The sequence below is a fragment of the Flavobacterium chungangense LMG 26729 genome, from assembly GCF_000735715.2.
Lineage (GTDB): Bacteria > Bacteroidota > Bacteroidia > Flavobacteriales > Flavobacteriaceae > Flavobacterium > Flavobacterium chungangense.
Map to the genome: position 1 here is coordinate 566,661 of NZ_JASY01000001.1, position 13,957 is coordinate 580,617.

The following is a 13,957-nucleotide window of genomic DNA, read 5'->3' on the forward strand; positions in this document are numbered from 1 at the left end:
TTGATACAATTTAGAACAACTTATAAAAATGTTTTGTTATAATAAATAACTAATTTTGATTGTGCTAAATTTTCAGTTTAAAAAAAACAATAAATAGAATCAAAATGGTGAATGAGAGAGTGATGGAGAAGTTAGGCATATTGGCTGATGCGGCCAAGTATGATGTTTCATGTTCGTCTGCACTAAGCAAACGTGAGAATAAAAATAAAGGACTGGGCAATGCTAAAGGTTACGGAATTTGTCATGCTTTTACTGAAGATGGACGGTGTGTATCACTGCTAAAGATCCTGCTTACCAATCATTGTATTTTTGACTGTGCTTATTGTGTAAGCAGAAAAAGCAATGATGTGAAACGAGCCGCTTTTACGGTAGAAGAAGTAGTAGATCTTACCATAGGTTTTTACCGAAGAAATTATATTGAAGGACTGTTTTTGAGTTCAGGTATTTTTGATAACGCTGATTATACGATGGAACGGTTGGTAAGAATTGCCAAAAAATTGAGATTGGAATATAATTTTAATGGTTACATACATTTGAAAGCAATTCCCGGAGCCAGTGATGAATTACTAAAAGAGGCTGGACTGTATGCTGATCGTTTAAGTGTAAATGTTGAAATGCCAACGGAACAAAGTCTTAAATTACTGGCACCCGATAAAAATCATGTTGATGTGATCAATCCAATGAAATATCTTAAAAACGAGATTATTGGATACAAAGAAGAAAGAAAATCAAATTATAAAGCACCACTTTTTGCTCCTGCAGGACAAAGCACACAAATGGTAATAGGAGCAACACAGGAAAGCGATCTTGAAATCCTGGGTATGGCAGATTATTTTTATCAGCAAATGAATATGAAACGCGTCTATTATTCGGGTTATGTTCCTATTAGTTATGATAATCGTCTTCCTGTAATTGGCACACCGGTTCCAATGATACGTGAGAATCGTTTATATCAGGCTGATTGGCTGGTTCGTTATTATGGTTTTAATGTAAATGAGATAGTCGGTTTTAATCAGCCAAATCTCGATCTGGATATAGATCCTAAGCTGGGGTGGGCTTTACGCAATCTAAATCAATTCCCCGTTGATATTAATACAGCCGATTTAGAACTAATAAAGCGTATTCCAGGAATTGGATATTTGAGTGCTACGAAAATTGTCGCAGCAAGAAAATTTAAAAAAATAATGCCTCATGATTTACAAAAAATGGGAATTGCTTATTCCCGGGCTAAATATTTTCTCGCCTTTGCGACACCATTTCAAATACAAAGGGATTTAACCTCCATCCAAATCAAGGATCATATTTTAAATTCTCAAAAAAGTAAATATAAAAATGACTTCTCAAATCAGCTTGCATTATTTTAAACAAAATGACTGAAGTAATTTACGATGGGACTTATGAAGGCTGGCTTACAGCTGTCTTTGAAATTTATGAATATAAATTTTCAGATATAGTTTTTGCAAAAAAAGAAACTTCCGGTACTTTGCTTTTTGCAGATTCTCATTGGGTTATAACAGATATTTCGAAGGCAAAACGTGTTTTAGACGGATTGAAAAAACGTCTTTCGGCAGGAGGTCTTGCGAGTATGTACAACGCATTTTTATCCGAAGTTCCACAGATTGAAGAAACCATGCTTCAATTTACGAAACACGTATTGGCTAATGCAAAAAACGTAGAAGATGATTTTACCAACAATGCTGTATGGAGCCTTAAGAAGGCTGCCCGTCTCACCGGAAAAGAATCGCATCGTATGGAAGCATTTGTTCGTTTCAAATTAACAAAAGATCAATTGTATTACGCCATCATTGAACCAGACTGTGATGTGCTGCCTCTGATAGAAAATCATTTTAAAAAACGTTATGCAGATCAACGCTGGCTAATTTATGATACAAAACGTAAATACGGTATTTATTATGATCTTGAAAATGTTTCTGTAATAGAGCTGCAGTTTAATTCTCAAACTTTTTCTTCTAAACATTTAACCGAAATATGTGATGAAAAAGAAGAGTTTTTTCAGAACTTATGGCGTCGATATTTCAGCAGTGTCAATATAGAATCGCGAAAAAACATGAAACTTCATGTACAGCATATGCCTAAACGATATTGGAAAAATTTAATTGAGAAAATTCCAACTTTGAATAAGTAAAAGGTATAATTTTAAAATCTTCTAAAAACTTAAGACTATAGTCATTTTTTTAGTTTTGGAGATTTTTAAATTTTAATGACCCTAAAATGTAATAATCTGTAATTATTATTTTTTACTATAATCTTTTAACAAATAATAAATTTTAATTATTGAAATTGACTTTAATAGAAGTGTTTATAGAGGTTTTAAAAAAAATATGCCACAACATTATATAAAAACAAAAAAGAAGGCTTAAATTAGCTTATTTTTGTTTTTTAAATTTTAAGAGCATAAAATCAAATTCATTACACCATTATTTTAAGACTTATTGAAAATAAGTAATTTAATTGTCCCTGGGCACTTACCTTAAAAATATAAATCCCATTTCAATGAAACAGGATTTATATTTTATAAAAAATCATTTTAAATTTCTATTTACTCTTCTTCAAAGCGTCTATCAATTCGGCCATATCTACCACAGCATAAGTAGAAGAATAATCCGAAACGGCATAAGGCAATATAAGGCTATTGTTATGAATGATTGCTCCGCAGGAATACACAACATTAGGTACATATCCTTCTCGTTCATCTTCTAATGGCGAAAGTAAAGGCTCTGTAAGTCTTCCTATTTCCTTAGAAGGATCATCAAGATCCAGCAATGAAGCACCAATGCAATAACGTCTCATTGTACCTACACCATGAGTAATGACAAGCCAGCCTTCTTCAGTCCATAATGGTGATCCACAATTTCCTATTTGAGTAAACTCCCAGGTATATCGTGGTTCCTGAAGTAGAATAGGGGTGTTCCATTGTGTAACTCTGTCAGAATACATGATGTAATTATTTACACCATCGATTCTGGCAAGCATGGCATATTTACCTTTTATTTTTCTGGGAAACAAAGCCAGGTTTTTATTTTGAGCACCTGCACCATGCAAAGGCATGACTCTAAATGTATAAAAATCTTCGGTAGAAATAAGTTTAGGTAATATAGTATGTCCATTATAAGCCGTATAAGTAGCCATCACACGAGAGGATCCATCATCGTCTGTAAATCGAACGAAACGGGCGTCCTCAATACCACGGCTTTCTGAATCAGATATTGGAAATATAACACGTTCTGTTATATCAGAATCATGTTTAAATTCGAGGTCATAAAATGATTTTGCCAGCCAGATTATTTCGTTCAGTGCCATTCTTCTTTCTTCACGAATCGACGGATCGTTTAAGGCAGTGTTTACAATGTTTTTTAAAACAGCATACTCAAATTCATCCGGCAGATCCTGCATAATTTGAGTGATGTATTTATCCTGTGTATGCATTTCGGATAACTTCAACAAAAATCGCTCTTTATTAAAAAAAGATTTATGTATAATTTCGGCCTTATCAATGTGGTGACCAATTTTCATCACTTGGAGGTTATTATCCCTGTCTAAAATCCCTCTTCTGAATACAATTGATGAAATATGGCCTTCGCCTGTTGCACGAAAAGAAATAATCACACGTTTTTCACCGGCTTCCAGACCTGTTTGATCAAAGTCTTCTATAATTGAAGGATTAAAAATAGCTGCAGATTCTATAGCATATTCCATAGTGCAATACGAACCAATTAGCATTTTTCGATCAAGAGACAGTGTATCATAATCGATTTGCATGTTTTCAATTACCTCTCTGATTTTTTCGCAATGCCTTAAAAATATAGCCGAAATATTCCGATGACGTCTTGCAAATTCACGAAGCGTTTGTTCTAAAGTTTCCAGAACTTGTTTGTCATCCAGCGTCATTATGCGAATCACCATTTGTTTGGTCCGTTCATCACCATTTATAAAATATCGTGCAACAACTCTTTTAGAATCTGGGGTAAATTTTATATTTTTTCGGATAACAGATACTCGCATAGTTTAATTTTTTATATATAATTGAAGAAAAACATTATTTTACTTTTATTGAAGTTAACGAATATGTCAATAAAAAACCTTTATTTTTTGTTAAAATTCTTAAACAATTCCATGGTTTCCTAAGATATTTTAGAAATTATAGAGTAAATATAGTTTTATGAAATTGAGTTAATTTTTGATTTAAAAAGTTGATAAATAATATTTTAAAATAATTTATTTAAACTTTTAATTTATTAAATTATTTTCTATAAATAATTAGAGACCATTTTTAGGTAATGCAATCATATAAATCAACAATAACTTGCTCGTAATTTTTATTTGGCTTAATTTTATTATAAGTGTTTTATTTACAATTATAACATTTAATAATAAAATTAGAAGAGATAACGATGAAGTAGCAGCATTAGAATTTAAATTAATTCAAATAGAAAACTAATTTTCAAAATATTCAACCTCATAAAAAACCAACCTATGCAAAAATTATTAAAATATTCCCTGAGTGCCGCAATGCTCTATTTTTTTGCACCATCGATCTACGCACAAAGTGCTAAAATTCAAGTAGACCTTACTAAAGAAATTGCACCCATGAAACCGGTATGGGCATGGTTTGGATACGATGAGCCAAATTATACTTACATGAAAGACGGTAAAAAACTTCTGAGCGAAATTGCTGCTTTGAGTCCGGTTCCAGTGTATGTTCGTACCCACAGTCTTCTAGTAACCGGTGATGGTGTCGCTGCCTTAAAATGGGGTTCGACAAATGCTTATACAGAAGACAGCAAAGGAAATCCTATATATAATTGGAAAATTATTGACAGTATTTTTGATACCTATGTTTCACGAGGCATGAAGCCTTTGGCACAAATAGGTTTTATGCCTGAAGCATTGTCAACAAATCCAACACCATACAGGCATTATTGGAAACCCGGAGATCCTTACACAGATATTATTACCGGATGGGCTTATCCGCCGAAGGATTATGATAAATGGAGAAATCTTGTGTATGAGTGGGTAAAACATTCTGTTGAACGTTATGGACAAAAAGAAGTCGAAAGCTGGTATTGGGAAGTTTGGAACGAACCAAACGGTCATTACTGGAAAGGCACTCGTGAAGAGTTTTTTAAAATGTATGATTATGCTGCTGACGGACTTAAAAAAGCACTTCCAACTGCAAAAATTGGGGGTATTAATATTGCGGGTACAAGAGGTAAAGGTGCTCAGGAGTGGACAAATGATTTTATTAAACATTGCATTAACGGTGTAAATTATGCTACAGGCAAAAAAGGAGCCCCAATGGAAGCGATTCTTTTTCATGCAAAAGGATGGCCTAAGCTTGTAGACGGGGCAGTCCGAATGGATATGGCGCCACAATTAAATGATATTGAAACCGGTTTTAAACTCACAATGTCTTATCCGGAAACAAGAGAACTTCCGATCATTATCGGGGAGTCGGATCCGGAAGGATGTGCAGCTTGTGGCATGGCTACCAATCCTGAGAATGCATACCGTAACGGAACCATGTATTCGAGTTATACAGCGGCATCTTTTGCACGAAAATACATTTTGGCAGATCAGACAAAAGCTAATTTTCTTGGAGCAGTGTCCTGGTCATTTGAATTTGAGAATCAGCCATGGTTTTATGGCTTTCGGGATCTTGCAACCAATGGAGTGGATAAACCGGTATTAAATGTATTCCGAATGTTTGGAATGATGTCGGGTAAACGAGTAAACGTAACAAGTAATCGTATGTATGCGATAGAGGAGATTTTAAAATCCAGTGTACGAGGTTCTCAGTCTGATATTGGAGCACTGGCTTCTAAGGATTTAAAATCTGCAGCAGTAATGGTGTGGAATTATCATGATGTTGACAAAACCGGGCCAACAGAAATTGTAAATGTCTTTATTGAAAATATTCCGGCCAGAAAGGTTACTTTGAGTATTTATTTAATTGACAAAGACAACAGTAATTCTTATGAAGTTTGGAAAAATATGGGATCTCCTCAAAATCCAACAAAACAACAAATCGATGTACTTGAAAAATCCGGAAAACTTAAATGTATTTCCACCAGGAAAATAAAAGTAACTGCAGCCAAAACAGAAGTACCTTTAAAAATGGAACGTCAGGCAGTAGCATTAATAAAACTCGATTGGTAAAATTGATTAACTAAAATAATCCTTAAAATTATTTTTTAGTCAATGATCTGGTCATCTCTGTATAAAATGATTCTTCTTTTTAAAATTTGGGGAATGTATCAGGTATTGAATTTTGACCTTGTTATCAGTGTATTGTGCTGTTATTACTGATTTGTCCCTTCTATTTTATTGTAAAGCCCCTCTTGCCTTATCTTCTGTTATCTAAATTTGTGAACCTGCTTTTGTTTCTGAAAGAACTTCTTTAAAACAAAATCTGAAAGTAATAAATTTTAAAACCTGATTTTATAAATGAAAAAAATTGTAATAGCGTTTGCTTTGTTTTTAAGCCTGCAAAATAATTTTGCCCAAAACAAAGAATGGGAAAATCCTCAAATCACAGATCGTGGAAAAGAAGCGGGGAGAAGTTCGTTTCTTTTATTTGGCAGTGAAGCTGAGTTAAAAAATAATGATCCTAAAAAATCAGAATTATATCAGAGTCTGAATGGCAATTGGAAATTCAATATTGTAAAAGATCCGTCTCAGAGACTTATAGATTTTTATGCAGTAGATTTGAACGATTCCGGATGGAAAAATATACAGGTGCCTTCTAACTGGGAAATACTAGGGTTTGATATTCCTATTTATACCAATATTACGTATCCGCATCCTAAAAATCCGCCTTTTATAGATGGAAATTACAATCCTGTTGGAACCTACAGACGTACTTTTACAATTGCTGATTCTTGGAAAGACAAAGAAATCATATTGCATTTTGGTTCGATTTCAGGATATGCAAGAGTATTCCTGAACGGAAAAGAAGTCGGGATGACAAAAGCATCCAAAACTCCGGCCGAATTTAATGTCACTCCTTTTTTACAGAAAGGAAATAACCTGATTGCCGTACAGGTATTTAGATGGCATGATGGCAGTTATTTAGAAGATCAGGATTTTTGGAGGTTAAGCGGTATTGAACGTGATGTCTATTTACAGGCACTGCCAAAAACTGCAATTTGGGATTATTTTGTAAAAAGTGAACTGGACAATCAATATATAAATGGAATTTTTAATCTTGATATTAACCTGAAATATTTTGAGAATAATAAAATAAAAAATCCGGTTGTAAAAGTAGAACTATTTGATAATGAAGGAAAAACTGTTTTTTCTGAAAGCAAAAAAGTGAGCAGTAAAGACCAAAAAATCAACTTTGCCAAAACCATTGAAAATATAAAACAATGGAATGCTGAAACCCCAAATTTATACCGCTACACCATTTCATTACTTGATAATAAGGGTAATGTGCTTGAAATTATTTCCAAAAAAACAGGTTTCAGAAAAGTAGAAATCAAAGATGCACGATTACTCGTAAACGGTAAAGTTGTAATGGTAAAAGGAGTCAATATTCATGAGCATGATGATGAATTAGGACATGTTCCAAGTGAGAAAACGACTTTGAAAGACTTACAATTAATGAAAGAGCATAATATAAATGCGATTAGAATGAGCCATTACCCACATGATCCCCATATTTATGATTTATGTGATGAATACGGTTTTTATATAGTAGATGAAGCTAATATCGAAACACACGGAATGGGGGCAGAATGGCAAAACTGGTTTGACAAAACGAAACATCCTGCTTATTTGCCGGAATGGGCGCCTGCGCATCTTGATCGTATAAAAAGAATGTTTGAAACCGATAAAAACCATCCGTCAATTATTGTCTGGTCATTAGGAAATGAATGCGGAAACGGTCCTGTTTTTTACGATGCATACGATTGGTTAAAAAAAGTTGATACCACTCGTCCGGTTCAGTTTGAACAGGCAGGGGAAAATAAAAACACGGATATTGTGGCACCTATGTACCCAAGTATCAAGAGTATGAAAAATTATGCAAATTCAGATAAAACACGTCCTTACATTATGTGCGAGTATGCACATGCAATGGGAAACAGCAGTGGCAACTTTCAGGAATACTGGGATATCATCAACAGCAGTAAACGCATGCAGGGCGGTTTTATCTGGGACTGGATCGATCAGGGGATAAAATCCAAAACAGAAAAAGGAGAAGTTTATTGGGCTTATGGAGGTGATTTAGGAGGTGCTAATCTGCAAAATGATGAAAATGGATGTGCCGATGGACTGGTTTTTTCTAACAGAACTCCAAAACCGGCTTTGTCAGAAGTTAAAAAAGTGTACCAAAATATTCAATTTCAGCTTAATAACGAGAAGGATTTAATTGTAACCAATAATTACAATTTCACCAATCTGTCTCAATATGCTTTTAAATGGGAGTTGATTAAGGATGGAACAGTAATAAAATCCGGGACCTTTGATTTGGAAGCAAATCCTGAAGAAAGTAAAAAAGTAGCTTTGGATTTAGGTAGTTTTGATGACAAATCAGAATATTTTTTAAATGCTTTTGCACTTTCAAAATACGATGAACCTTTGGTATCAAAAGGATATGAATTTGCAAGAGCACAATTTTCTATCGGAAAAGGGAATTACTTTGCCAATAATACTGTTACAAAAAACAACGCAAAGCTAAAGCATTCGGTTAAAAACAATGTGCTTTATTTTGAAACAGAAAATAGCATTGGAGAATTCGATTTACAAAAGGGAGAAATCCTGAAATACACCCTTAAAAATGGAGTAAATGAAATTTTTAACAGCTTCCCAATACCTTATTTCTGGCGTGCTCCAACCGATAATGACTTTGGAAACGGAATGCAGAATAAATCGGTTATCTGGAAAGAGGCTTCAAAAAAACCGACTCTTGTAAGTGTTAATCTTGATAAAAACACCAAAGATGGTTTACTTATAAAAGTAACATATAAACTACAACAGGCTGATGTTCCTTACACGGTAAATTACCTGATTCAGCAAAATGGCTCGATAAAAGTGACTGCAGCAGTTGATATGAGCGGAAAAGAATTACCGGAACTTCCACGTTTTGGAATGCGTTTAAAATTAAATGGAGACTACGAAAATTTAAGCTATTATGGAAGAGGTCCGTGGGAAAATTATTCAGATCGAAATTCAGCTTCATTTATTGGTGAATACTCCGATAAAGTTATAAATCAGTATACCAAAAATTACATCCGTCCTCAGGAAGGGGGCTACAAAACTGATGTTCGTTGGCTGGCTTTAAAAAATAATAAAGGTCAGGGAGTGAAAATTGAGGGACAGCAACCTCTTGGTTTTAGTGCATTGAACATTTCGACAGAAGATTTAGATCCTGGAAAAGATAAGGCGCAGCGTCATCCTTTCGATTTGAATTTAAATTCCAAAGAAGCAGTTTACCTGCATATTGATTACAAACAAAGAGGAGTGGGCGGTGATGACAGCTGGGGAAGTCTGCCTCATGAACAGTATAGATTGCAGGACAAACAATACAGTTATACTTATACAATTTCGTTAGTGAATTAATTTAACGTTTTTCTTTATGTTTGCTTAGAAGAACCTATGATGTCTGGTCATAGGTTTTTCTGATTTTTTGAAATTAAAGACTTTTGAAGCTATTGTTTGACTCAAACTGGCTTAAATTTATACTTTAACCCTACATATTATTATTTTGAAAAACAACATTCTGATATTTATATTTTTCGTAGTCACTTACATAGCTCAACCACAGGTTTTAGGCTCATCTGTACCTAAATATAGACAGGAAAAATATGATATTGGTTATCTGGGCATCAAAAACGGACTGGCCAATAACGCTGTTACATCTGTTTACAAAGACAAACGCGGTCTAATGTGGTTTGGTACTTATGACGGAATAAGCCGTTATGACGGATATAATTTTCTAAATTATAGAAATGAACCTAATGACGCCAATTCTTTGGCTAATAACAGAGTTGTAAGCATCTGCGGAACTCAGGATGAAATTTGGATTGCCACAAAAGCCGGTATCAGTGTTTATAGCTATGCAACGAACCGTTTTAGTACAAGATCGTGCATAAATCCTAAAACAGGTAAAAGTGAACCGATTGATTTTGTTGTCAATCAGATTAAGGATGATAAAACCAGGCTATATATCGCTACAGCCGGAAAAGGACTGCTTTATTGCTCTAAAAAAGGAGGAAAGATTCGGTTTCTGCCTCTCTCAGTAAACGGAAAATTACAATGGGATTACCATGTTCAGGCAATAGATTTTGATAAATCAGGAAGATTATGGGGTTTTGTTCAGGGTGTCGGAATCGTAGTTCTAGATGCTAAAATTAACCAACTATCTGTCGTTTTTTCTGAAATTCTGGAAGGAACCAGTATTTTTTACGATGCATTTTCAAATATCTGGGTTGGTATTGATGAAGGTTTACTAAAATACAATACAATCAATAAAACTTCTAAGATTTATCATAATCAGGAAGTACGGTATCCTATTTCCGATTTTATGTTTAAACCTGACTCAAAGGAAATATGGATTGCTACAAACGGGAATGGGGTCGTAAAATACAGTTTTATTACAGATTCATTTTCTTCTCTAAATACAAATTTCGATGATGAAAAACTAAACAGCAATGCTATCACATCCTTGTATCACGATAGTGGCAACCGGGTCTGGATTGGGACATTAAGAGGCGGGGTAAACAGAGTAGAGAGTAAAAAAAGCCCCTTTTTAACGATCTCAAAAAATGAAAAAACGGCCAATACTTTGCCCAGTGATTTTATTCTTTCACTATCGGAGCAGGATAGCGATCATCTCTGGATAGGAACTGATGGGGCAGGAGCTAGCTTATGGAACAGAAAAACGAATACCTTCACCAATTATGCATACAATTCAAACAATTCCAATTCACTATCCAATAATTTTGTGACCTCAATCGCAAAAGACAATGCAGGAACCTGGTTTGGAACTTATGGCGGAGGGCTTTGTTTCTTTAATCACCAGACGAAAAATTTTAAAAAATACAGGCTTTTTAATCCAAAATACAATATTGTTCAAAAGAATGTCTGGGTACTGTATCGCGGTAAAAATAATATTTTGTGGGCAGCCTCACCAGATGAAGAAGGTTTGTATCATTATAATAAAACGACTGATCAGTTTGATTTTGTTGATGCCGGAATTAGGGGAATTATTTCCATTACAGAAGATGCACAGGGCCATCTCTGGTTAGGTAATTTTACGACACTTACCAAATTCAATCCTCAGACAATGAAAAGTCAGGTCATTGATATTGATTATCCCGTAAGGTCAATTATCGCTGTTTCAAATACAAAAATGCTTGTGGGTACGGAAGGCAGGGGATTACTTATTTTTAATCCAAAAACCTTAACAAAGAGATTTATTACTCAGAAAAACGGGATTTCAAACAATTCGGTTTTAAACATCGTTCAGGATAAACAAGGCACTTATTGGTGCAGTACTTATAACGGAATATTCGTCTATAATGAATCAACCGGAAAAATAAATACGTATCATGATACAGACGGACTTCAAAGCAATCAGTTCAATTATAATGCAGCCCTGAAACTTTCTACCGGAGAAATTGTTTTTGGCGGGATTAAAGGCTTTAATATTATAAATCCAAAACGAAACAGTCAGCTTCACGATTTTCCTAAATTGATTGTCAATTCCATAAAAGTCAATAATAAAGTTTACGAAAAGTCGGGTTTAACTACTTTCGGAATTGATAAATTAGAACTGACTTATGAAGAATCCATGCTCAATATTGACTTCGCGGCGTTAGAATACAGTTTGCCAGAGAAAATTTCATATGCCTATTTTTTAGATGGCTGGGATACGCAATGGCATTATGTCGACAACATCAGAAGCGCAAATTATTCGAGACTGACAGAAGGTGATTATGTACTGAAAATTAAATCTACAAATGCAGAAGGAATCTGGAATTCTAAAGCTATTTCATTACCCATTACGATATTACCACCGTGGTACAGAAGCAGTATGGCCTATTTTTTATATGTACTGTCAATCGTATTTGTAATTTATTTAGTCGATAAATACCAGCGTCAGCAGGCACATCTTAAATACGAGGTAAAACTTTCCCAGGATTTGGCGAAGCAGGAAAAAGAACTGAACGAGAAAAAAATGACTTTTTTTACCAATATTTCTCACGAGTTCAGGTCGCCGTTGACAATGATCATAAACCCTTTGAAAGAAATAATCTATGGTACTGAACAGCAAATCGATCCGGGAGCCATAGAAATGGTGTACAGTAATTCCCGAAGACTGCTTAGTTTGGTCGATCAGCTGCTTCTTTTTAGAAAAACTGAAACAGAAACAGGAAAACTCAAAATTGGACAGATCGATATTGTAGAACTAAGCAAAGAGGTTTTTAGCTGTTTTGTACATCATGCCAAAACTAAAAAAATAGATTACACTTTTAGTATTTCCGAAGAAAAGCTATTGGTTTATGTAGATCGGGAAAAAATAGAAATGGCCCTTTTTAATCTGATTTCAAATGCCTTAAAATTTACGGAGAAAGAAAACGGAAAGGTTACTGTTAATTTACGTTGTGTAGGTAATGAAGTGATTATAAGCGTGATTGATAATGGAGAAGGAGTTCCGGATGCAGACAAGGATAAGATCTTTAATTTATTCTACCAGTCAAATAACAACATCAAAAATAACCGAAAAGGATTCGGAATTGGTCTTTATCTGGTGAAACAATTTGTTGAGCAGCATTTTGGACAGGTGAACTGTTTTGACAATGAGAACGGAGGCGCTATTTTTGAAATTAAATTATGGCTCGGAAAAGAACATTTTGGAGATATAGAAATCCGCGAAGATTTAAATGACAGAACCCTGCTTTTAGAAGAAATCCTTGAGGATACGGTAATTCATGAAAATGTATTGCAGACGATAGAGAAACATGAAAGGGTTGATGACGTAGTAAATGATGCTAAAAGCATTTTAATTGTTGATGATAATGTGCAGATACGGAATTATTTAAAACGAATTTTATCTCCCAAATACCATATTACAGCTGCTGAAAATGCAGAAGCTGCTTTAACAATAATCAAAAAAGTACAGCCAGATTTGGTTATTTCTGATGTTGTTATGGGAGAAATGAATGGTGTGGCTTTTTGTAAGCATATCAAATCTGATGAGGAGTTGAAGCATATTCCTGTAATATTGCTTACAGGAGGAACTTCAGAAGATGTAAAGCTGAAAGGAGCCGAAGTAGGTGCAGACGATTATATTACAAAACCTTTTGATAATGATTATTTACTGGCCAGAATCAACGGTATCCTTAACCGTCGTGACAGCGAACAAAACTATCTGCTCAATTCGGTTACAAAAAAAACTACAAATCTTAAGTTGTCAGATGAAGACAAAAAGCTGATTGATAAAATTGTAGACATAATTGACGCCAATCTGGATGTAGAAAACTTTAATGTAAATGATCTGGCTATTGAACTGGGAATGAGCTATTCATTAGTTTATAAAAAAATTAAAAAGATAACAGGCAAATCCGTTTCTGAGTTTACCCGAAATGTAAGATTGCGAAAAGTAGCAACATTATTAATCACTACCGATTTGCAGATCAGTGAAGCCGCTTCAATGGCAGGATTTGGTGATATTAAATATTTCAGAAAACATTTTCAGCAATTTTATAATTTAAATCCTTCGGAGTTTAAGAAGAAATATCAAAACGTAAAAGACAATAAATATATTTTGAATGAAAGTTTCTGGAAATCAACATGAATTGAAAAACTACTGTCAGGCTGAGCGGAGTCGAAGCCTTTCAAAACTCTTACGTTTAAAAGGCCTTTGATCAAGTTTATCCTGAACGAAGGCGAATGATCACAGGATGACAAATGTTATTAAGAAGTGTAAAAG

6 protein-coding genes are annotated in these 13,957 nt (G+C 34.3%); 5 read left to right on the forward strand and 1 reads right to left on the reverse strand.

Going from position 1 to position 13,957, the window contains the following annotated elements:
* The first annotated feature begins 104 nt into the window (after positions 1 to 104).
* Both JE46_RS02175 and JE46_RS02180 read left to right on the forward strand, forming a co-directional pair.
* Entirely contained in the window at positions 105 to 1,364 is a 1,260-nt protein-coding gene (locus JE46_RS02175) for a putative DNA modification/repair radical SAM protein (protein ID WP_031453620.1), read from the forward strand.
* A gap of 5 nt (positions 1,365 to 1,369) precedes the next feature.
* The gene (locus JE46_RS02180; protein WP_031453621.1) at positions 1,370 to 2,146 is read left to right on the forward strand and encodes a TIGR03915 family putative DNA repair protein; all 777 of its coding nucleotides are present in this window, start codon (positions 1,370 to 1,372) and stop codon (positions 2,144 to 2,146) included.
* A 410-nt stretch (positions 2,147 to 2,556) separates the two neighbouring features.
* On the opposite strand, the gene JE46_RS02185 is transcribed toward JE46_RS02180, so the two are convergent.
* Positions 2,557 to 4,023 carry a glycoside hydrolase family 130 protein gene (locus JE46_RS02185; protein ID WP_031453622.1) on the reverse strand — a complete coding sequence of 489 codons (1,467 nt, stop codon included), beginning with the start codon at positions 4,021 to 4,023 and terminating at the stop codon, positions 2,557 to 2,559.
* A 471-nt stretch (positions 4,024 to 4,494) separates the two neighbouring features.
* Here JE46_RS02185 and JE46_RS02190 point away from each other — a divergent pair, with 471 nt between their 5' ends.
* The 3 genes from JE46_RS02190 to JE46_RS02200 all read left to right on the forward strand — a co-directional run bounded on the left by JE46_RS02190 (position 4,495) and on the right by JE46_RS02200 (position 13,822).
* Positions 4,495 to 6,177 carry a GH39 family glycosyl hydrolase gene (locus JE46_RS02190; protein WP_031453623.1) on the forward strand — a complete coding sequence of 561 codons (1,683 nt, stop codon included), beginning with the start codon at positions 4,495 to 4,497 and terminating at the stop codon, positions 6,175 to 6,177.
* Positions 6,178 to 6,465: 288 nt separating this feature from the next.
* Complete coding sequence (locus JE46_RS02195; protein WP_031453624.1) at positions 6,466 to 9,582, forward strand: glycoside hydrolase family 2 TIM barrel-domain containing protein; 3,117 nt, start codon at positions 6,466 to 6,468, stop codon at positions 9,580 to 9,582.
* A gap of 145 nt (positions 9,583 to 9,727) precedes the next feature.
* Entirely contained in the window at positions 9,728 to 13,822 is a 4,095-nt protein-coding gene (locus JE46_RS02200) for a hybrid sensor histidine kinase/response regulator transcription factor (protein WP_031453625.1), read from the forward strand.
* The last annotated feature ends 135 nt before the right edge of the window (positions 13,823 to 13,957 follow it).